We start from the raw sequence: 20,233 nt of genomic DNA on the forward strand, positions 1-20,233 counted from the left end.
ATGCTGTTATAGGGCGTTTTCCTGTTTTTCGTTTTATTGGTCTGCTTCATCGTCAGAGTACAATATATCTTTCGGCAACAGGTCATTCTGTAAATATTTAATATCCGATTTTGTCCAAAAATTAAAATTCATTAGTCCCATTGTTCCGCTGTCAAACCAATTTCCTTCTTTATCTTGAATTTGCAGTGTCCACTTATATGGTTTTCCATTTTTTGAAAACTCTTTAAGCCTTGCAATTCCTGTCAAACCGAAAACAAGTTGATGAAGCATTTCATTTGTCTCTTCTTCGGTGTTGTCATAGTGCCAATGAAAAGTTCCGAAATGGAGTGTGTTTTCTCGTTGATCGGTCTGCAACAAAATGTCAAATCCTTTGTCGTCACGGCAAAATATTTCGAGTTCACTTTCATTTTTCTTATTGAATTTAATGTCAGGATACTTGTTAAGTTTCTCAACTACTATGTCAATAATATTTTGTTCTGCCATTGGTTTGCTTTGTCAATTTTCTTGCATTCATTTTTTCGTTGTCGGGTCAAAGCCATACATGAAGTTGTTTAAATGTCCATCTGAACTTTCAAGTCCAACAATGTCCATTAGTTCTTCAAAGTAGCTACAAACTCTTTCTCTGTCTTCAGTGTCAAGTTGTAAGTATAATTCGGCAAATCTGTCAAGTCCGATTTTGATTGCATTTTGATATTCTTTGTCTGTTGCATTTCCTTTGTCTGCAAGTTTTTTAAGATCGTCTGCTGCAAGATTGATTTTTTCTGTCAAAACTGGCTTTAGACTTGGTTCACCTATTCCTGGATAAAATAGTTTGTCATCTTGTAGAAATTTTTCTCTGTTCTTAAACTCTTCAAATTTTGTCATTGCATTTTCTGGTGTTTTTATTTGTCCTTGTCCACAAGCTGTAAAAAGAAGTAAAGTCAGTGCAATTATTATGTTTGTTTTAAGTTTCACAGTCGTCTTTTTAAATGCCCTATAACACTTGTGTATACAGCATTCCCCTACCCTATTGCGTCTATATCACCATTGTCTATAGGTCTTCGGGGTTCTGACGACACCAAATTAAGGATTTCGGCGATACCATCAAGTGGGCTCTGGATGTTTTTGTTGGAAATGGACAACACATGGGTATAGATTTCTGTGGTCTTACTGCTCCCATGCCCCAGCAATGCCTGCACATATCGAAGATTTGTGCCCTGTTGGAGCAAGTGTGTCGCAAAGCTGTGCCGTAGGGTATGGACAGTTGCCCAAGGGTTGGAATTGCTTTTCTTGATTGCCCTACGAAACACCGCCTGAATACTGGTAGCAGAATATTGGCCCCCGTCCTGTCCCTCAAACAGCCAATAGGATGGTCTGTATTCCTTGTAATACTGTCTTAGCAGCACCAAAAGAAGGGGCGAAAGCACAGTTTTACGGTCCTTTTTATTTTTTGCCCCTTTGATAAAAATATAGCCTTCGTCAGAGTGGATATCCCGGCTCCGCAGGTTGATCGCCTCACTGATTCTTAACCCGGCGCTGTAGATCAGCATGAGTACCGCACGGTGCTTAAGGTTCTCCACGCTTTGCAGGATTGATTTCACCTCATCTTGGCTTAGAATATTAGGTAGCGTTAGGCTTTTCTTAGGTCGCTGGATCTCATAAACGGTACGCTCTCTGCCCAGTACATGCTCATAATACGCTTTAATGGCATTGATCAGTGTATTCTGGGCACTTTCCGAAATCCTGTATTTGGTGATCTGATGGTACACAAACCCCTCGATTTCTTCCTTGGTCACGTCAAGGATATTCCTGGTTTCAAAAAACGACAGAAACTTGGCCAGTGAGGAAATATAGTTCTTGACCGTGGACGGACTGTATGCTTTGAGGATAAGCTTTTGTTCCAGATCGGCCAATGCCTGCATGGACTGCCTATTCAGGTTTTTGGAGGGAGCAGGTACTTTTTTTTCAGCAGACCTGACTTCTGATTTACCCTGATACAACCGCATGAGCAATTCCCAGTTTTCCCTTGTATTGACTAAACTCCACAATTTTTGGGTTGGATGGTAAAAGCTGGTATTGATGCGCTTCAATTGCTCCCTTTCCAGTTTAAGGGAATAGGGTACAAAGATTTTTATCCGGCTTGCTTTAGGCAAGGGCTGATATATAATGATTTGAGCGGGACTTTCCATGGTTTTTTAATGCCAGTATAGCTTATCCTTTGAATTTAAGTCGGGAGCTAACCGTTTGTAGTCGTTTGTAAACGGTTGTTATCGCTTGCCAAAATGTATGGCCGATCACTTTTTCCAAATTCCAGGATCCGGAGTAATGGAAAATTGGATGAAACAATTCCCGGTAAATAACCTTAAAAAAGAGCCCTAAAGCTCCCCATAATCCGCAAAGGAATAATACCCTTCTTCAGCTAGAATCAAATGATCCAGTACCGGGATGTCCAGGATCTTACCGGCTTCTTTGATTCTTTGGGTCAGCCTTTTATCCTGCTCAGACGGCATTAGATTTCCCGATGGGTGATTATGGGCCAGTATTACAGCGCTTGCATTAGCCTTGATTGCTGCTGCATATACAAGCTTAACATCCACCACAGTCCCTGCTGTTCCACCCGAGCTGATGGTTACTATTCCCAGTACCCAAATGGCTCTGGATAGTAGCATTACTTTGAAGTCTTCAACAAACCCAATCCTTTCTTGATACCACTCCAAACCAATTTTCAAAATTCCATGTCCATAAATTTCGTGTACACCTAAAGCACGAATATTATTTAAAGTCTCTTTCTAAGCAGAAACACTAAAATTTACATGAAATTTACCATCTATTTCACCTAAAAAATGAGCATTCCCTTTTTCCGCAGTAGGATATGTTTTTATCAACTCTTTATGGGACTTAAGTGTCAAACCTAAATTAACTTTATATTTTTTTTTACCCATTAGGCAATAATACCCCATCTAAAGCCCTATAATATTGCTCTGGAGTCCAACGTGAATTCAGATATGCCCCGCTAAATGATCCTATTGAGATAGTCGATTTACTTGCGCTTCTCTTCCCATACCCGTCTGACCATAGAAAATCCCTATTCGTCCCCACTTGCCCGGTAGCCACTTCATTTTGGTTAGGATCCTCACTGTCGCTATGACTTGCAGTTCCTTGGTGAATAGTAACCGGCGCCATCCCATCCGGATCAATAAACCTCATCGGGTTATTAAATGCATAATTGTATGGGAAATGCCGTCTCATCTGCTCTGCCATAGGATCCGCTACAAACCATCTTCCAATAGCAGGATCATATAGCCTAGCTCCGAAGTCATATAGGTTAACCCCTAGGTGGCCGTTTGCCTCCCTCACTGCAAGCTGGCTTCCCGATACGCTGCGCTATCGGGACAGGCTCTCGCTAAAATGATCCTAAGGGATCATTTTTTAACGCTCAGCCCTCATTATAAAGATATGGATTCACTCCTGCCCTGCAAGCAGGCCCCTCGCACCGTCCTCACCATACTGATAGCCAAGACCAGAAAGCTCAACTCCCTAGGGATTCCCGATATCATTCCACTTCGCTTCTTTTATCGGGACAGGCTCCATGGGTTTCCTGGACAATCAATTGCCCTGTGCTCATAATACTGAACTGGTCGAACCTGCCTTTGCCGGTAGGCAGGCCAAACATCGTCAGAACTCTCATTGACCAAGTAGGTTTCTATATACCCATCCTTAGGTATGGCAATCTTTTTGACCAGTTCTTCATGCTTGTTTCTGCCTGCTTGGATAAGACCAGCCTCCACGCCTCCTGGCTCTTTGCTAAAACAGTCCACTGGACTGTTTCTTTACGCTCAGCCCTCCTGTTCATATAAAGTAGAATCTGCATCGTATAGCGCATACCCCATATAAGCCTCCGGTACCGGTTTCTGTCGGAGTTTTGTGATCACCAGTGCTACCACATTGGCAATGGCTATTTTGTTGGGTTCCACCGCATGTAGGTTTTAATCATATTCGGTGAGTTGTTTAACTTTAATTATTCGAACGCACTCCTGAAAAATAGGGTAAACGAATATCAGTGTAGACTAACAACAGGATGGGAACTCATTGCCCAAATATCCCAAATTTTCACTTTTTACATCTACGAGGCTTCCATTATCAAACATAAAATGAAATTTAACCAATCCATGATTTTGGTACCAGCAATACACTATTCCGTCAGAATCTTCAATAATAAGAGTACTTAAATCTATTATATCAAATCCTAACCCTATTAGAGTCTCTTTTTTATCTATTGGATTATTCAAAACAACAACCTCTAAATCAGTTAAATCCTGAATAATTACATAATCATCAAAGTTATTCGGGTTTGAAATAAAATAGCAATACTTATTAACTATCGACTTCTCTCCGTCCACATTAAACAACCTTACATATAAATTAAATGAATCCAAATTAATTAATTTTGATAAATAGTTGTTTTTGTCAGTTACTTTTTCGGAATTGTCCCCAAACAAACTCCAAGGATAAGCTTTAATAAAACTTTCCTGGGAATTCTGACGAAGCACTACGAAATTTGTTTTAGTAGAACTTTTATTATCAACAATATTGATCAATTCAGAATCACCCGAAGAGTCCAAAACACTTATTGTATAATCATCATAGATTTCACTTGGTGTAATACCAAGAAATTTATGAAAAAAATATCCTCTAGTACTGGTTTGAAAAATTCTATACATAGCCGAATTATACCCTCCATTAAAAAACCTAAACAGCATTCCTCCACAGGCCGTGATACATATTGCTAAAACGAGACATTTAACTAGTTTCCCCATATACTTTTCTTAATAACAGATTGCTGACTTGAATTAAACCCTGCCCCTTGTACATACGAACTCCTATAATCCATAATGCTATTGGGATCACTTGTATAGCCTTGAGAATCGTGATCAAACTTAAAAAGACCATGGCCTAACTCATGAACGGAAGCATTACTATATTTCCAAGTATCAACAACTCTTCCTTTAGGCTGCATACTTAGTTCATTATATATAGTAATCGAATGTGGATCACCTAACCTAGCGTATCCACCTGCGCCAAAACTATCCCTTGCTAGATTAAAATTCTTAATTGTAATTGTAGCTGTAGGAGATCCCTGCCACCAAGCTTTCAATCTCCCAATTATTGAGTCATCCTGAATTTTTAACTTGGAATTAAATCCATTTTCGACAAGAGTATTTTTTAAAGTTTTGTAATAATCTTCCTTATCAAATCCTTGAGGAGTCACCCATCTATTTACAAAAATAGTCGGATCCCCAAATGAATTATTTTGCACATTTCCTCCTGTAGTTTGATAACTCCCATAAAAAGAAGAACTGGAGACAGTCGAATTTCTGGCACTACTCTCCCCGTACCCATCTGACCATAGAAAATCCCTATCCGACCCCACTTGCCCGGTAGCCACTTCATTTTGGTTAGGATCCTCACTGTCGCTGTGATGTGGAGTCCCCTGAATAAGTTTAACCGGCCGCATGCCGTCTGGATCAATAAAACCCAGAGGATTATTGAAGGCGTAATTGTATGGGGAATGCCTCCGCATCTGCTCTGCCATAGGATCCAGCACGAACCATCTTCCAATAGCAGGATCGTAGAGTCTGGCTCCGTAGTCATACAGATTCACTCCCAAGTGGCCGTTTGCCTCTTTTCCGTTGTATAAATACGGATTTATTTTGATTCCACCATACTGGTAACCCAAACCACTGAGTTCCACTCCCCAGGGATCGTAATGCGTCTCCTGGACAATCAAAGGGCCGGTACTCATGATGCTGAACTGGTCAAACCAAACATCATCAGAAGTCTCGTTGACCAAGTAGGTTTCTATGTACCCATCCTTAGGTATGGCGATCTTTTTGACCAGTTCTTCATGCTTGTTTCTGGCTTTTTTAGATAAAATTACTTTTCCCTGCTCATATAGTACAGAATCCGAATCATACAAGGCATATCCCATATAAGCTTCCGGTACCGGTTTCTGTTGCAGTTCGGTGATCACCAGCGCGATCACATTGGCAATGGCGATTTCATTCACTCCCCCAGCACTGAGATTCTGTCCATATTCGGTGAGTTGCCGGATCATCTTCTTGTCCATTCCTGTAGGTATGAAGCTGGCTGGAGACAAGCGGATTTTCTTCGGATCCACATATTTACCAAATACCCCTAGTTTCACACTATCCCCCCGTTGGACTTCCTGTGACCGGGAAGGCCCAAGGACCCTGTTTCTATCCGCATTGAGCCATGCAGTGGCGTAGCCACCGGGCGTTTTGTTATGCTCGCCAGCTCCCTGTCTCGATGCGCTGATATTCTCGAAATACTTCTCTTCCTCTTCAGCATTTTCAGGCTCCATCGTGGCTATTCTGCCTCCGGATATCGGAGCCCGGATTACCTGCCTCACATTCCCCAGATGGTCTTTGACAAAGAATTCATATAGGAAAGCTGTGTTTTCATAGGCAGCTCTCCCCTCTTCGTGTAGGATATAGGATATTGCGTTGTTTTCAAAAACAATTTCACCAAGATAATCAATGGTCTTAACTGTGGTTCCATTTGTATTGACTTGGCGAAGTTTCACGCCCAACGCATCATACCAATAATCAATTTTCTTATTGGTTCCGGAGAAAGTGATAGTAACCGGAAGGTTAAGATGGTTGTAGGTAATAGAGGTGATTTCCTTGTCCAGATTCTTGGTCAGGTTACCGTTTACATCGTATTCATAGGCCGCTATACTTCTTTCTTTAAAATCCTGGGAGGTATGAGTTGTGGAAGGAACGGCATCCGCCACTTGGGTTAATTTGTTTCCATTTAAGTTATAAGTATAGGTAAGCTGGTCTACCCAACCATAACTGGAAGAGGTAATCTGATTTCTTCTGTTCATGGTCAGAATATTACCATTAAAATCATAGGTCAAATTATTCACCGTGTACCTATCAGTTCCGGTTGAAGCTGTATATACTGCCTCAAGCAACCTATCAGCTTTATCATAGGTATAGTTATAATTTACTTTGACGTCATTTTGACCCTTCCAGGAAATCTTAGAAATATTCCCGTTCCAATTATTTATGGTACCACCAGATTCATAAAACAATTCCTGTGCAAACACCTTTGAGGCGGAATTACTGACCTGAGGATCGTTGATTTTCTTCAGCCAGCCCCTGATGTTATAGGCAAAATCGGTCACTGCATCCGCTGCGTCTGGATAGCTTTTGGAAGTAAGCTCACCCAGCTGGTTATAGGTATGGGTAGCCAGGGTTACCGTTGCCCCAGAATTGATTTTATGGGTAATATGGCTCAGCGCTCCTGCAGCATTATAGACATAGCCTTTTGTGATGGTATAGGTACCAGGGGTCGTGTGCTGGGTAATAGTTGCCAGCGGTTTGTTTTCAAAGTCGTACTGGGTGGACACCCTGACTGTACCTGCCAGGTGGTGGTCAGATATGGTCTGGATAACCCTTCCCTGAGCGTCGTAATAGACCGCAGTTTCATACCGGGTATTATTTCCCAGGTTTTTTACCAAGGTCCCAGTCAATAATCCGGTGGTCTTGTTACTGCTGTCATGGTAGCCTGTAGGCTTCGCATAGGTGAGTGTTGATTTTCTGAGCGTGTAATTGTCATAATAATTTACCGTCAGCACATCCCCTTCCCCATTGCCGTCCGATGCTCTCGGGAAACCTCCGGCATTTGTGGTTCCTGTCTTGCCTGAGGTAGCGTTGATCACGGCATTGTTATTTTCCAATGTATTGACAAGTGCCTGCAAGGTGTCCCTGTTTCCTGAATAGGTAACCAAACCCGTCATTATCTCCCTACTCAGGGCATCGTATTTAGTAAACTTCCATTTTCCTTCCGCCGCAAGTTTTGCATCCCTCCAGGCGACAAGCCGGTCATTGTTGTCATAGACCATTTCCTCGATTCCTTTACCCGGAAGGCGCTTGACCGTCATACGTCCCCTGCTGTCATAAGAATACATGTAATACATTCCATCGCGCAGACTACTATACGTGGAGTTTGCCCAATCATTGGTGTTATTGCGCAGGGTCTCTACTGCCTGGGGTGGCATCACCACTCTTAACCTGCCAAACGTGTCATAGACATAATACGTACACATCCATCCCACATGTCCGGAAGACGGTGAGGCTGAGGCTTGCACTTTTTTCAGGATAAGCCTTCCAAGCTTATCGGTGTATTCGACTACCCGCTGTTCATTTTCATTGATGGAGGTTTTTTCATATAGGCTGCCCAAAGGATATTCTGCACTGGTTACAGGAAGTCCACTCCCATTCACCGTCCAGATTCGGATACCCTGTGAAAGGGTGTTGGTTTTTTCGGAAAATTCAAGCTCCCGCGTAGATCCCAGCTTCCAGGGATTGCCCGGATTCCCGATTTTAAGAACACGGTTGAGCGGGGAGGTTTCATAGGATTTCTCCGCAAAACCATTGGGATCAGCATATTGAGCTGTATAATAAGAACTATGAAGGGTAGTTGCTGTACTTCTGAAAAGCCCCAGACTGGTGGTATTGTTTGGGAAGGGCAAATAGTCCCTGTATTGTCTCCCCAGCGCATCATATCCAACGGGAGTGATTATATCCGACCCGTTTACAGAAGCCTGTATGGCCACCTGTTGGCTGGGCCTTCCCAAGCCGTCGTAATAGGAAGTCTGTTTATAGGAAGCTTTCTGGGAGGAGTTCCTTAAGGCATAATCCCCGGTGAGAGTATCCCTGGCTGAATATTCCCGGGTCCAGTTGAGATTTTCGGCATAGCGGTTCACCCTGACAGGCATTTTTGAGCTGATGCAACCTGTAGCAGTATAGCGGTAAGCTATGTAATAGGTTTTGCTTGCAGACAGAGTCGGCGTGGTATAGCTTTGCGTACTGGCAAGAAGGGTTGTTTGGTTGCTGTCATACCACTGATAGGTAAATCCGGCAGGAGCAGAATTTGCAGTCAGGGTAACTGCACTGTTTGCAGTGAGGGTCGCGCCAGGTGCCGAAGGAAGTACCGAAGGACAGGGATCCACTGTGCTTCCTGTTACTGTCACCGTCATGTAATCATAGAAAGTCCCGCTTATATCTGAATATTCATAATAGATATTAAAAGACCCGCCTGAAGCCCAGATAATAGTATTAGAACTGATTGTAGTACCTGTTCCGGCCGCTGATCCAATATCCCAAAAATAGCTGGCTGAACTAAAAGGAGCCACCAGATTTGAACCGCTGTAAAACTGTACGGAATAAGCCGTCTGCTGTCCGGCGGTTGCGGTGGACGGACCTACTATCTCAACGTGGGTAATAGCCTGGGAAAAGGCCCCAGTTATCACTGCGAAATAAATCAAGAAAACGAAGGATAATTTCATGGCTCGACCCTTTTAAGATAAAGACCAGGGGCTTCAGTTTCCTTTGGATTATCCAGAGATAGCTGAAGTCCTCTTTTATCCAAAGTGACTGAATAGGACAACATCCATTTATCATCGAGTTGAATTTCCAGAATTCCGTCTTTCCGGATGTTCCATGTACCGTACACCAACTGCGTGTCCCCGTGTGAGTTCCAAGAAGCTTCAAACCTTCCACCTTCATGGAATATATATATTCTCGAACTCATACTTTCAAGCTGGCTTTGAAGATGCTCTTCCTTTAAAGAGTTGAGACTGTTCCTGCCTGCCAGAGCGGATTTCTCCATCTGGAATTCTGAATCCATAAGCCATACCCCCGTCAGAACTGAGACAGCCAAGCTGTCTTGTGATTGGGCTAATCCACCAAACTGGAACATCCCAAAAATGAGCCCTGTTAAAATCAATGATCGATAAGTCACCATACCTTATTTAATAAAATTGTATTCATAGTGCGAAAGGATATGCCCGTCGTTGTTGAGTATGGTTTCCAGCCTGCCCAATCGGTCATACTTATATACCACCGCATGGTTTTTCGCATCCACCTGGGACCATTGTCCCACCCCTGGAACGTAGGTATAGGTATTCATTTCTGATCCGGGTGGATGGATCCTGATTTCATCAATAAGGATGTTAGTCCCGGAGATGGAGAGTGATGTACTGGTTACATCACGTTCGATAAGCTTCCAGGTAGTACTCAGTGTTTCTGTGGCTCCCATGAACGTCCAGGACTGTGATCCCGTAGGTACTTTGGCCCAGAAACTCAGTTTAAATTTATTCGAAGTGGAAGCCCCGGTTACTGTCCGGGTAACCGCGCCTCCAGACAGGCTGTAAGCATTCCTTCCGGTTCTGGCCTCACCCCAGCGGAGCACTGTTTCTGGACCGCTATAGTTCCATCCGCCTTTTTCATTCGTTTCAAAAGAAGTGTAGGCAATCTGGGAAAATATGGCATTTTTAGCTTCTGCAATAGGATAAGCTCCATCGTATGCCCAGATAAAGGAATTTGGCTGGGCATTGGACTTATTGAAAGTAGTGATGTTTCCACGTGTGTCGTAAGTGGAAAATGTCAACCTTGGTTGATAGCGGGAATCGCGGGTTACCGCAGAAGTCCCAGAAACCGCAAGTGGAGCGAAGGAAGAAAGTGTAATTGGCGCAGCAAGCTCCAGAAAATACATTGCTTCAGGTACATAGTAACTTCCCTGCGTCTTAAAATAGGTTAGTTGGCTACCCACCACTTGGGCACTGGTACCGTTTAGATTCTGGATAAGCGTGTATTGTTCTACAGGTTTCAGTATGTTTTTTAAGGTGAGCTGCTTCAGAATATTGGGATATCCTGTATAGGTAGTTGCTGGATTGATCACCTGAAATGGATATCGGAAACGGGTCACCACTACTTCAGGATTTGTACTGACCCTTACCTCTTCCTGGGTAAGTTGGAGGTAAGTGGGATCGTAGCTCTTCAGAGTGGTTGTAGTAAATGCCCCACCTGTATTGATAATTGATTCTGTCCGGGAAGTTTCCACATACAACCCTGTCTGCTGCTCCAGATTTCTGATCTGATAAGTCATAACATCCACAGAGGTCCCATTTTCATCAATGCAGGTTGAGTTAAAAGGAGGAGTATAACCTGAATCTATATACTGGATGACAGCCTGGCTTATTTCGGCATTCTGCCCTTTCAATTTAGTGTATGCAATAACTGTTTGGGAGACATCAGTACCTGCGGCATTTTTAACTGTCTTTTTTGTCAACTTCCCTCTTTCCCAACTACTTGAATTACGATGGGTTTTATTGGAAAAAGGAACAATCATGAACATATCCGGTATATGTATATTATTGTCAAATTCGTATAGGGTTTTTCCGTTCGTCCCGTTAATGTTTTCATATTCGCTGACCTTTAAGTAAACCACAGGGCTATCATCATATCCTGCACCTATGGCAGAGTTTGAGTAAAACATCCTGATCCTGTCCCTGCGGCTGCAATTTGTAACTTCACATCCTGTTCTGGACTGGGACTCAGTGACAAAATAAAACAGGCTCTGGGTGAAATTTTTGGTACCTGTACCCGATTCCCCTTCACCATACCTGTATTCCTTGGTATATACAACAGAACCAGCCGTATTAGTAATTTTCTTAATGCGCAATCCACCCCCATACTTTGTAACTGTACCGTCTAGGTATTTGTGGGGCTCATAGAAAAATTCTGTGTATCCTTTTGTCGGATGGGTAATGCGTTTGAGCATCCCTTCTTTTAGGAAAGTAGTGTCACTTTCACGGTTAGCACTTCCTATTGTAATATTGGAAAGGGCTGTTGAAGTATTGGGTTGATATTGAATGGTCTGCTGAGGAATGAGACTTGTATTTGTCTTTCCGTTATAAAAACCAAACCAATCCCTTCTTTTACTATTATTTGCCTGGTCCCAAGAAAAAGAAGTGGTATGATAACTGAATGACTGTTTGTTGATCACTGTATTGGCACCGTCCCTCTCTATAAGTTCGTCCAATTTTAGTCGTGATACTCCTGTGAAATAACTTTTGGTAAGCTGGTAGGTTTTTATAAGCGTATACTCTGTACCGGTTTTACTATAAATCTCTATTCTATCCAAAGCATTCAATCCGACAAGATCAGACCTCTTTGCGGTGTTGATTATAAATTTAACCTTGCCTGTTTTATATTTAATTTCATCAATGCCAAGGCTGTTTGAATGTGAACTTGTATTGACTTCCTGTTGGATATAGGTTCCACTTCTGCAGGGAAGAAGGGACGGGTTTGTCGTATTACATTGGTCAATAACTGTTATGTTATGCTCTATGTCCACCAGAGATTGGGACCCTAGGGGTTGGTAAGTGATTTCCACCTTATCATCAGAGTTAGGGGCAAAAATCTCTACCAGATACCAAGCCGTTCTTCCGGCAACAGAACTACCTCCACCCCCGCTAGTAGTTGTGGATTCAGTGTAATTTGAATTGGCTGAATTTCTTCCAAATCTATACCTGATCCCATTTTCATCTGTGATATCAAAAAAATTAAGACTAGCCCCAGGTACAAGTTTAATGGGGGCCTCCGGGAAAAGATATGGAGCCTGTCCATTCTGTCTGAGATAAAACTTCCCACTTTTACCCGGGAATGAGTAAGAGAATATATCAGCCTCCCTATCATACCCTGGTTGCACGCTGTTCTTTTTATAGAGCCAGTTATTCTTATCAGTTTGCGTGACACCTGTACAATAATTTCCAACCGAATAATTATTTGACGCAGTAAAAAAATATAGATCATCACTCATTCTCTGGATTTGACGTGTGATTTGCCCTCCTGCAATCACAGACCATCCAAGCCCTGCCCAACTTGCCTGATCGGTATATTTTATTCCAGAAGAATGGTAATTAAGAGAAATAGGCAACTTGATCGGCCCTGCCTCCACAGTATATAAGGGGATGGAAATATTAGGAACCCCAGTGTATAGATTGACATGGTAATTCCCATAGCGTTCAATACCTGAAGCATTTGGTGACTTCTGGATAGGCTTTGGAAAATTTCTATTTACCTGCGTCTGAACGTCAGAAGGAAGCTGTCCGAAGGCTTCAGTTAAGAGTATCCAGGATAATAGCTGAAATAGGAGAAATGATTTGGGTAAAATTTTTGATTTCATCGGTTGTAGTTGAAATATTTCCCGCAAATGATGAGAAAATCAATCTATTAAAAAATACCCTATACACGGTATTTTTAATTCGTAAAAATAAAATTATACAGAATTAAATTTGGCTACATCCCGTATAATCAGTGTCATGAAATCCATTTTAATGTACAGATCGTTAAAAAATACACTTCGAAAAAAGAAAAAATACGATTAATTTCACCAATCTATATTTCATCCTATTCCTAGTAATAATTACATAAATCAGGCTATTAAAAATGGAATTTTATTATCATGAGGAGGAAAAATCCATAAATTTATTTTTAGTAAAAAATAATAAAAATAAAATTTTTGCTATTTCTCACTAAAACAGAGATACACTGCAATACTGTGATAATTAAACCACCGTAAATTCATAATATTCACAGTGTAATTAGGCAAAAAAAGAGCCCTAAAGCTCCCCATAATCCACAAAGGAATAATACCCTTCTTCAGCTAGAATCAAATGATCCAGTACCGGGATATCCAGAATCTTACCGGCTTCTTTGATTCTTTGGGTCAGCCTTTTATCCTGCTCAGACGGCATTAGATTTCCCGATGGGTGATTATGGGCCAGTATTACAGAGCTTGCATTAGCCTTGATTGCGGCTGCATACACAAGCTTAACATCCACCACAGTCCCTGCAGTGCCTCCTGAGCTGATGGTTACTATTCCCAGTACCCTATTGGCTCTGGACAGCAGCATTACTTTGAAGTCTTCAACAAAGCCAATCCTTTCCTGATCCCAGACTTTGGCAAACACTTCATGAACCTGTCTTGAACTTGCTACCCTAGGTCTTTGAGATGACTTTACCTTGGCACTGTAGCCCAGCTTGATCTCTGCTACTTCATACAAATCAATTTTTCTTTCCTGAGTCTCCATAATCTTTTTCGTTTTTGTGGAACAATGAATTATGAAGCTCCACCAGGCCTTGGGCGACAAAGACCGGAAGGAAAAGGAATAAAAAGCGCAGGGAAGCAAGCGGCTTTATGCCGGAAGCTTACGGTCGCCCAGAGCCCAGAGGACTAACTTTGTGAGGAATTCAGGGTAAAAAAACTGTCTTTTATCCAAGAGGTTTTATGAATGACCTATCCCGCGCCACCAAACCGATCGGGAGAATCACGCTAAAAAATTCATGCCTCCTACTGGATACTTATAAATTGGGAATTTCACCAGTCTTCGAATTCACAAGTGGGATACCTAGCCCATAAACTTGTTAAACAATAGAAGAACAAGCACTTATCTTGTATAGAAATTTGATTACCATATTTTGATTTCCGAGCAATAGTTTTAATCTTAACCATAAAAAAAAGACAATGACAACAATTCATATGCCTACCGACCCCGAAGTTTGTTTCCAATTGGATCCTGATGTCACAATCCCGCAGCCAGGTGAAATATTGTATTTAAAATTCGATGATTACATAACAGACGAATATGAATGGGAGCTGGCCCAAAGTACCTTGAGCAATGATGTAATGGTAGTTGACCGCAAGGAAGAGAACCATGTATGGCTTCGTGAAGGGTTTCCTTTGTAAACTTATTAGAGGTAATAAACATCATAGCTTAACCTTGTACTTCCCTATGGATAGCTTTTAACTATTTAGCCAAATTCCTGTGCCGGAAATAGATTAAAAATTCATCATCATCTCCGGAAGCTCTTCATATTTTTCCATTAGGATGACTTCAGGAACATCGGAGTCCTCAACCCTGGAAGTAAGCAGGCGACTGACTGTATGCGACTCCATGCCTTTTGCATGGAAAGGCTTCATGAGATCTTCAATATCCTGCTTCTTCAGCTCTGGTGAAATCCACTTTTTGGCCTTTGTTATATCCATGATAAAGGGCATCCGCTTTTTGGTGTTATGGATCTGTTCCATAAGCTGATTTGCAGGAGTGGTAATGATGGAACAGGTCTTTTTGATTTCCCCGGATTCCTTGTCCGTCCATTCCTCCCATATTCCCCCTAAGCAGAAATAGGATCTTTCTTTAGGATAGATAAAATAAGGATAGGTCTTTTTTTCATAATGCCTCCATTCATAAAATCCGTTTACCGGGATAATACATCGTCGCTTTAAGATCGCAGCCCTGAAGGAAGGAAGCTCAAAGATGGTCTCGGATTTGGCATTGAGGGTTTTATTGGCAATATCAGCTGCCTGTTCCACAGACTTCACCCAAAAAGGAATCAATCCCCATTCCATTTCCTGAAGTTCGTCCGGTTTGTCATTGGCCAGAACCACCAACTTTGGATGGGCAAATCCATTCAGATGATATCCGGTATTTTTTATGGCAGTTTTCTTCCCCCTCTTCGCCTTAAATTCATCAGCAAAGTCAATTTCAAGTTGCTCCCCTTCCTGATTTACATTGTAGCACATGGCAAGGTTTTTAAGTGATATTTATTAATAAGATAAACAACAAAACCCAAAAACCATAAATACCCTAACAACTACTATCCAGTGAAACTGATGCTGCAAACACTCAGACCGGATCAGTCTTGGGAAACTCCTCTTCTTTCCCCGGAGGCAGTTCTTCCCCTTCCCCCGGAAATGTAGGATCTTCCACCTCTCCTGGTGGCTCTTCAACTGGCACTTCCTCTTCATCCGGCAGATATTCCTCCTCTTCCGGAATCTCCTTGTTAGGGTTGATCTCATCATCATCAAACAATGGGAAATCCTCTGTGGGAGGAATTGGTAAGTCCTCATCATCCTCATCAGGTTGGGCAAAAACTATAGTATCCCTGGAGAATGAAGTAAATAAAGCAGATGGGCCTGCCAAAAATTGTACAAATCTCCCCAGAGAATGTATCTCAGGAATTGAAGTGGTGTGGTTCATGATTTCTATCAGCTGGTTGATCCTTAACCGCATACAATACCCATGCAAATAAATTCCGTTGCTGCGTATCCCCCCGGGTACTGTGCCAGGGGAATAAAACCTGAACTACCTCAAAATTATATACTCCATTTGGGGTATTTAAAACCACATTCCGAGCATGGTAGAATCCTTTTTCTCTCCCCTATACCAGCCTCCTGTTTCAAACCGTCGCCTTCTTGTCCTTCAATCCCACTTTCTTCATAAAATTCACCTCCAAGGCATAAACCCCGAATTCCTGCACCACCTTGCCTTTTAACCGATAAAACCCCTTTCCCTGAAAAGGAAACCGCTTTAATGTATTGGGGAAATGGACTGTGTCCAGCCAGTCCCCTTTTGGATCCAAAAATGTCCCAAAAGCCATGTATTCCCTGTTGACCGTACGTACATCCTTAGTGGTAACCAGCTGTCCGAGCATTTCCACAGGTTTGCCTAGTATCCCTGGCAGATCGGCGGCCATCACTGTTCCCCGCCCATCGTCGGCACACAGTCGGAACATATCAGTCAGGGCAAAACCCAGCACATTGATTTCATCAATGGCATCTTCCAGAGGATAATCCGGAAAATCTGGAAGCACAAATTCCATTGGCGGTTCTCTAAACAGGGCTGGAGCATCCATTGGCTCTGTCTGCCTTTTCTGCAGAAAGTTCGCCTGCCACAGCAGTTTCTTCTTCCCCAGTCCTGTAAATCCAAATGCCCCTACACTGATCAGGATATTCAGCATTTCAGGGCCCGCATGGGTACGTTCGATAAAGTCATGAAGTCCCAGATAAGGGCCTGATCTTGCCCGCTCATCCAGCATCCTTTCACAGAGTGATTTTTCGAGTTGCTCTACGTGGATAAACCCCACAAACACATCATCCCCTGAAATATTGGTGAGGTAATCACTGCTGTTCACACAAGGTGGATGAACCTTAGCCCCTGTCCGCTTAAGCTCATGGAAATAAAACTCAGTACTGTAAAATCCACCGAAATTATTGATGACCGCCACCATAAACTCTTTAGGATAATAGGTCTTTAAGTACAGGCTTTGATAGCTTTCCACCGCAAAAGAGGCTGAATGTGCTTTGGAAAATGAATAGCCCCCAAAGGATTCTATCTGCCGCCAAACTTCTGCAGTCACTGCTTCTTCATAACCCAATCCCTTACAGTTTGCAAAGAACTTTTCCCTGATCTGTATAAATTTGTCATGCCCCCGGTATTTACCGGACATGGCACGCCTGAGTATATCCGCCTCCCCCATGTCCATGCCCGCAAAATGGTGGGCCACCTTGATCACATCCTCCTGGTACACCATCACCCCATACGTTTCCTCCAGCAGTTCCTTCATTTTCGGATGCAGGTAAACGATCTTTTCCGGATCATGGAACCGCTCGATGTATTGCTTCATCATGCCTGACTGGGACACTCCGGGTCGGATAATGGAGCTGGCAGCTACCAGCGTCAGGTAATCCTCACATTTTAGCTTAGTCAGCAGCTGACGCATTGCAGGGCTTTCTATGTAAAAGCATCCTATGGTGTCCGCCCGTTTAATCTGGTCAGCCACCTTGGGGTCTACCATAAACTGCTCCACCCGATGTATGTCAATATCGATTCCCCTATTCTGTTTTACCAAGCGGATCGCCTCCTTGATATGTCCCAACCCCCGCTGGCTGAGGATGTCCAGTTTAAAAAGACCGATCTTTTCAGCCAGAAACATATCGATCTGGGCGGTACAAAATCCCTTTGGTGGCATTTCATTGACTGTATATTGGTAGATCGGCTTTTCTGATATCAACATGCCCCCCGGATGGATGCTGTGGTGGTTCGGGAAATTCTCCAACAGCTTGCCGTACTTGAGGATGGTACGCTGGATCTTATCCTCGTTTAGGGGCTGGTCTTTGCCCCTGACCAGCTGGTCTATCTCCTCCTTGGGCAATCCAAACACCTTTCCGAGTTCCCTAATCACTGCCCTACGTTGAAATGTGCTGTACATACCCAACAGGGATACATGGTCTTTGCCGTAGCGCTTGAAGATGTAATCAATCACCTCGTCCCGGTCTTTCCATGAAAAATCAATATCAAAGTCCGGAGGGGAAGTCCGGTGCGGATTTAAAAAGCGTTCAAAGTACAGATCCAGTTTGATCGGATCCACATCCGTGATTTTCATGCAATAGGCCACGATGGAATTGGCTCCACTCCCCCTACCCACATGGTAAAATCCCCGGTTCTGTGCATAGCGGATCACGTCCCATACAATCAGAAAATAGGCATTGAAATTCAGCTGATTGATGATCTTCAGTTCCTTGAAGACACGTTGCCTGGCAACCGGGTTATTCCCATAACGGTAATCCAACCCTTCCATGGCGAGTTTTTCAAGTAAAATCCTGTCATCCTCCGGGGAGGCTGAAAAACACCGCTTGTTCTTGTCGGTATGCAACTCTGTATGGATACAGCAGGCATCGATCAACTGGAGGGTGTTGGTGATCATAACCGGGAAATTCCGGAATGCTGCCATCAGCTCCGCTTCCGGCACGAACATTTCATCAGGAGAGGCAAAGTCAGTTGCACCCAGCTTGGTGATCAGGGTGTTTTTACCGATAGCCCTAAGCAGCCGGTGTACATTGAAGTAGGTTTTGTCCTGGAACGTGACGGGGTGGCGGATTAGCCACTTCTTGGGAAATGCCTGGAGTTCCTGCTTTTTAATCCGGTTCAATTCGCCGGCGAGCACACCAATGAATTCATGATCCTTTAGTTCTTCTACTGCATATTTTCCTACTGGATAAATGATAAACACCTCTAAAAAGCAGTCTGGCCTAGCTGGAAACAAAAGTTCCTCCTGCAGGTGCATGGAAAGGAAACGGTTGATTTCAAGCAAACCTGCATCGTTCTTTGCCAGAAGCGTATAACAAAACTCATCCCCGTTTCTGATCTCGGTCCCGGCAATAGGCTTGATGTTTTTTTCCCGGCAGAACTCCACAAAATCCCATAGATCCGCCGTACTGTTGATATTGGTAAGGGCCAGAGCCTGAAATCCCAAATCCGCAGCCGTATACACCAGTTCCCTGGTAGAAAATGTACCGTAACGGTAACTGAACCATGTCTTGCAATTCAAAAACATATCATATGCCGCTTAAAGTGATAGCCCTGGTGATACTGTGTGCCCCGTAGCGGTTTTTAATCCAGTCTATGGCCTGGTAAAGGCTTACCTCTTCCTCGGTATGCTCAAAGAGATCGATCTGCTGGCTTCCCTGTACCAGATGGCTGAGTTTTACCCCTACCAACCGTACCAACATCCGTCTGTCGTAGAGCTTTGTAAAAAGCTCCTTGGCACGTTGCAGCAACACCTCATCCGAACTGTTGTAGGAAATCATACACTGCCTGCTTACCGTATCGAAATTCGAATAGCGGAGTTTCACGGTGATACAACCGCAAAGTTTCTGTTTCTGCCTCATTTCAAAGGCGACCTTCTCGGTCATGCGTACCAGCTGGGCATGCAGGAACTGCATATCAATCGTGTCCGATTCAAAGGTCGTCTCAGTTCCTATACTCTTCTGCTCGGTATAAGGAATCACAGGGGATTCATCAATTCCATTGGCTTTGCGTGAAAGGTCTATGCCAGATTTGCCAAGCAGATTCTGCATCATCCGAAGCGGGATCTCGGAAAGCAATTTGATATTTTCCACCCCCATCCGCTCAAGTAACGCTGAGGTTTTCTCCCCCACTCCCGGCATCCTGCGTATAGGCAACGGTGCCAGATAAGGCTTCTCATTACCAAAGGGGACGGTCATCTGCCCGTTGGGTTTGGCATCATGGGTGGCAACTTTTGACACCAGTTTGTTTACCGCCAGTGCATAGGAAATAGGCAGCCCGGATTCGTTGTAGATTTTGCTTTTAAGCTCAGCGGTAAACTTGCCACAACCAAAAAAACGGTCCATTCCTGTAAGGTCCAGGTAAAACTCATCAATGGAAGCTTTCTCCAACAGCGGAACCTGATCCTGAATCACTTCAGTCACCAGTCGGGAGTAGTGGGTGTAGCCGTCAAAATCCCCTTTGATGTAAAACGCATTGGGGCATAGCCTTCTTGCCAGCCGCATGGGCATGGCCGAATGTACCCCGAAGGTTCGTGCTTCATAACTGCAGGAGGACACTACCCCCCTGTCCGAGCTTCCACCGATGATGACGGGTTTATTGTTCAGGGCACTGTTTTTCAACCGCTCCACGGATACAAAAAAAGTATCCAAATCCATATGCACTATATGCCTTTCCATTTTCAATAATTTGTAGTATGTTTGATACGATTAGTATCAATAGTCAACTTCT

At 43.3% G+C, this 20,233-nt stretch carries 17 protein-coding genes; 1 reads left to right on the forward strand and 16 read right to left on the reverse strand.

The features are described 5' to 3' along the window. Positions 1 to 33 precede the first annotated feature (33 nt). The 12 genes from ID165_RS14455 to ID165_RS14505 all read right to left on the reverse strand — a co-directional run bounded on the left by ID165_RS14455 (position 34) and on the right by ID165_RS14505 (position 13,945). The gene (locus tag ID165_RS14455) at positions 34 to 483 is read right to left on the reverse strand and encodes a hypothetical protein (RefSeq protein WP_192085531.1); all 450 of its coding nucleotides are present in this window, start codon (positions 481 to 483) and stop codon (positions 34 to 36) included. Between the two features lie 27 nt (positions 484 to 510). Beyond that, positions 511 to 954 (reverse strand): DUF4844 domain-containing protein, encoded by a 444-nt coding sequence (locus ID165_RS14460; RefSeq protein WP_225586743.1) that lies wholly within the window; start codon positions 952 to 954, stop codon positions 511 to 513. 47 nt (positions 955 to 1,001) lie between these two features. Continuing rightward, entirely contained in the window at positions 1,002 to 2,168 is a 1,167-nt protein-coding gene (locus ID165_RS14465) for a site-specific integrase (RefSeq protein WP_192085532.1), read from the reverse strand. Between the two features lie 186 nt (positions 2,169 to 2,354). Then, entirely contained in the window at positions 2,355 to 2,708 is a 354-nt protein-coding gene (locus ID165_RS14470) for a JAB domain-containing protein (RefSeq protein WP_370539699.1), read from the reverse strand. 205 nt (positions 2,709 to 2,913) lie between these two features. Beyond that, positions 2,914 to 3,336: an RHS repeat-associated core domain-containing protein gene (locus ID165_RS14475; protein WP_192085533.1), complete on the reverse strand. Its 423-nt coding sequence runs from the start codon at positions 3,334 to 3,336 to the stop codon at positions 2,914 to 2,916. A 196-nt stretch (positions 3,337 to 3,532) separates the two neighbouring features. Continuing rightward, positions 3,533 to 3,667, reverse strand: coding sequence for a hypothetical protein (locus tag ID165_RS26940; protein ID WP_255505011.1), 135 nt, complete (start codon positions 3,665 to 3,667; stop codon positions 3,533 to 3,535). A 148-nt stretch (positions 3,668 to 3,815) separates the two neighbouring features. Continuing rightward, on the reverse strand, positions 3,816 to 3,953 hold the full coding sequence (locus tag ID165_RS14480) for a hypothetical protein (protein WP_192085534.1): 138 nt from the start codon (positions 3,951 to 3,953) through the stop codon (positions 3,816 to 3,818). Between the two features lie 93 nt (positions 3,954 to 4,046). Then, positions 4,047 to 4,796: a hypothetical protein gene (locus ID165_RS14485; protein ID WP_192085535.1), complete on the reverse strand. Its 750-nt coding sequence runs from the start codon at positions 4,794 to 4,796 to the stop codon at positions 4,047 to 4,049. Continuing rightward, entirely contained in the window at positions 4,784 to 9,355 is a 4,572-nt protein-coding gene (locus tag ID165_RS14490; RefSeq protein WP_225586744.1) for a DUF6443 domain-containing protein, read from the reverse strand. Before ID165_RS14490 ends, ID165_RS14485 begins: the two co-directional genes overlap by 13 nt. Further along, complete coding sequence (locus ID165_RS14495) at positions 9,352 to 9,813, reverse strand: hypothetical protein (protein ID WP_192085536.1); 462 nt, start codon at positions 9,811 to 9,813, stop codon at positions 9,352 to 9,354. The genes ID165_RS14490 and ID165_RS14495 overlap by 4 nt, the downstream gene beginning before the upstream one ends. A gap of 3 nt (positions 9,814 to 9,816) precedes the next feature. Beyond that, positions 9,817 to 13,038, reverse strand: coding sequence for a hypothetical protein (locus tag ID165_RS14500; protein WP_192085537.1), 3,222 nt, complete (start codon positions 13,036 to 13,038; stop codon positions 9,817 to 9,819). Positions 13,039 to 13,474: 436 nt separating this feature from the next. Beyond that, positions 13,475 to 13,945, reverse strand: a complete 471-nt coding sequence (locus tag ID165_RS14505) for a JAB domain-containing protein (RefSeq protein ID WP_192085538.1) — start codon at positions 13,943 to 13,945, stop codon at positions 13,475 to 13,477. A 434-nt stretch (positions 13,946 to 14,379) separates the two neighbouring features. Here ID165_RS14505 and ID165_RS14510 point away from each other — a divergent pair, with 434 nt between their 5' ends. Then, complete coding sequence (locus ID165_RS14510) at positions 14,380 to 14,601, forward strand: hypothetical protein (RefSeq protein WP_192085539.1); 222 nt, start codon at positions 14,380 to 14,382, stop codon at positions 14,599 to 14,601. Between the two features lie 93 nt (positions 14,602 to 14,694). Here the strand turns inward: ID165_RS14510 and ID165_RS14515 are convergent, their stop codons facing one another. The 4 genes from ID165_RS14515 to dinB all read right to left on the reverse strand — a co-directional run bounded on the left by ID165_RS14515 (position 14,695) and on the right by dinB (position 20,181). Beyond that, positions 14,695 to 15,438 carry an SOS response-associated peptidase gene (locus tag ID165_RS14515; RefSeq protein WP_192085540.1) on the reverse strand — a complete coding sequence of 248 codons (744 nt, stop codon included), beginning with the start codon at positions 15,436 to 15,438 and terminating at the stop codon, positions 14,695 to 14,697. Between the two features lie 103 nt (positions 15,439 to 15,541). Next, complete coding sequence (locus ID165_RS14520) at positions 15,542 to 15,895, reverse strand: hypothetical protein (protein WP_192085541.1); 354 nt, start codon at positions 15,893 to 15,895, stop codon at positions 15,542 to 15,544. A 199-nt stretch (positions 15,896 to 16,094) separates the two neighbouring features. Beyond that, the gene (locus tag ID165_RS14525; protein WP_192085542.1) at positions 16,095 to 19,031 is read right to left on the reverse strand and encodes a DNA polymerase III subunit alpha; all 2,937 of its coding nucleotides are present in this window, start codon (positions 19,029 to 19,031) and stop codon (positions 16,095 to 16,097) included. Position 19,032: 1 nt separating this feature from the next. Continuing rightward, the gene (dinB, locus tag ID165_RS14530; RefSeq protein WP_192085543.1) at positions 19,033 to 20,181 is read right to left on the reverse strand and encodes a DNA polymerase IV; all 1,149 of its coding nucleotides are present in this window, start codon (positions 20,179 to 20,181) and stop codon (positions 19,033 to 19,035) included. Positions 20,182 to 20,233: the final 52 nt, after the last annotated feature.

It is taken from the genome of Algoriphagus sp. Y33 (genome assembly GCF_014838715.1).
In the GTDB taxonomy this organism is placed as follows: Bacteria; Bacteroidota; Bacteroidia; order Cytophagales; family Cyclobacteriaceae; genus Algoriphagus.

What these genes read in the sequence shown, in the direction of transcription:
- ID165_RS14505 (WP_192085538.1), bottom strand. Translation starts at nt 13,945, where the DNA reads ATGGAGACTCAGGAAAGAAAAATTGATTTGTATGAAGTAGCAGAGATC.
- ID165_RS14485 (WP_192085535.1), bottom strand. Translation starts at nt 4,796, where the DNA reads ATGGGGAAACTAGTTAAATGTCTCGTTTTAGCAATATGTATCACGGCC.
- ID165_RS14455 (WP_192085531.1), bottom strand. Translation starts at nt 483, where the DNA reads ATGGCAGAACAAAATATTATTGACATAGTAGTTGAGAAACTTAACAAG.
- ID165_RS14525 (WP_192085542.1), bottom strand. Translation starts at nt 19,031, where the DNA reads ATGTTTTTGAATTGCAAGACATGGTTCAGTTACCGTTACGGTACATTT.
- ID165_RS14490 (WP_225586744.1), bottom strand. Translation starts at nt 9,355, where the DNA reads ATGAAATTATCCTTCGTTTTCTTGATTTATTTCGCAGTGATAACTGGG.
- ID165_RS14465 (WP_192085532.1), bottom strand. Translation starts at nt 2,168, where the DNA reads ATGGAAAGTCCCGCTCAAATCATTATATATCAGCCCTTGCCTAAAGCA.
- ID165_RS26940 (WP_255505011.1), bottom strand. Translation starts at nt 3,667, where the DNA reads ATGAGAGTTCTGACGATGTTTGGCCTGCCTACCGGCAAAGGCAGGTTC.
- ID165_RS14520 (WP_192085541.1), bottom strand. Translation starts at nt 15,895, where the DNA reads ATGAACCACACCACTTCAATTCCTGAGATACATTCTCTGGGGAGATTT.
- ID165_RS14515 (WP_192085540.1), bottom strand. Translation starts at nt 15,438, where the DNA reads ATGTGCTACAATGTAAATCAGGAAGGGGAGCAACTTGAAATTGACTTT.
- dinB (WP_192085543.1), bottom strand. Translation starts at nt 20,181, where the DNA reads ATGGAAAGGCATATAGTGCATATGGATTTGGATACTTTTTTTGTATCC.
- ID165_RS14510 (WP_192085539.1), top strand. Translation starts at nt 14,380, where the DNA reads ATGACAACAATTCATATGCCTACCGACCCCGAAGTTTGTTTCCAATTG.
- ID165_RS14500 (WP_192085537.1), bottom strand. Translation starts at nt 13,038, where the DNA reads ATGAAATCAAAAATTTTACCCAAATCATTTCTCCTATTTCAGCTATTA.
- ID165_RS14495 (WP_192085536.1), bottom strand. Translation starts at nt 9,813, where the DNA reads ATGGTGACTTATCGATCATTGATTTTAACAGGGCTCATTTTTGGGATG.